This is a genomic window from Oleiphilus sp. HI0043 (assembly GCF_001634935.1).
On the sequence record NZ_LWEY01000555.1, the window covers coordinates 1 to 653 of the forward strand.

The following is a 653-nucleotide window of genomic DNA, read 5'->3' on the forward strand; positions in this document are numbered from 1 at the left end:
ATTGCTTTTAAGGATGGAAGTAATATTGAGGCACGAAGTGCGCTGGCATTAGCTTCTTACAAAGCAGGACTAGCGTTTACGAAAGCATCACTGGGCTACGTACATGCTATTTCTCATCAATTGGGTGCGAAGTATGGTGTTGCCCACGGCTTGGGTAATGCAATTGTATTACCGCATGTGATTCAATATTCAGCGCCTTCAATTGAAGTCAAGCTGGCAACGATTGCACAAGAAGTTGGCATCGTGCAACAAGGAGACGACACAAAACAATCAGCAAAGAGAGTGGTAGAGTATCTTTTTGCGTTTAATAAAGCGGTCGATATCCCGGAAACGATTGCTGAGCTTCAAGAAGAAGACTTTCCTTCCATCGTTAAAGATGCCATGAGCGAAGCCTATTTCAATTATCCTGTTCCCAAATTTATGCCAGAACAAGATTGCAATACACTCTTACAGCAACTATTACCAAATACTGTAGCTTGAGGGTGAATTTTTTAGTCCACTTAGACTTGATCCTGACGCTTACTGCTTCGGTCTTTGCATTTGTCATTACTGCATAGACTTTCTTTAAGGAGCCGCAATGAAGAGTCAGGATTGGGTGGGGTGCCAATAGCAATACCGACATATGGGGTATAACCTAGTTCTCATAAATCACT

1 protein-coding gene is annotated in these 653 nt (G+C 42.4%); it reads left to right on the forward strand.

Annotated elements, in window-relative coordinates; translation table 11 throughout:
• Positions 1-480, forward strand: a 480-nt coding sequence (locus A3729_RS06785) for an iron-containing alcohol dehydrogenase (protein WP_197475641.1), incomplete at its 5' end; no start/stop codon positions are given.
• Positions 481-653 lie beyond the last annotated feature (173 nt).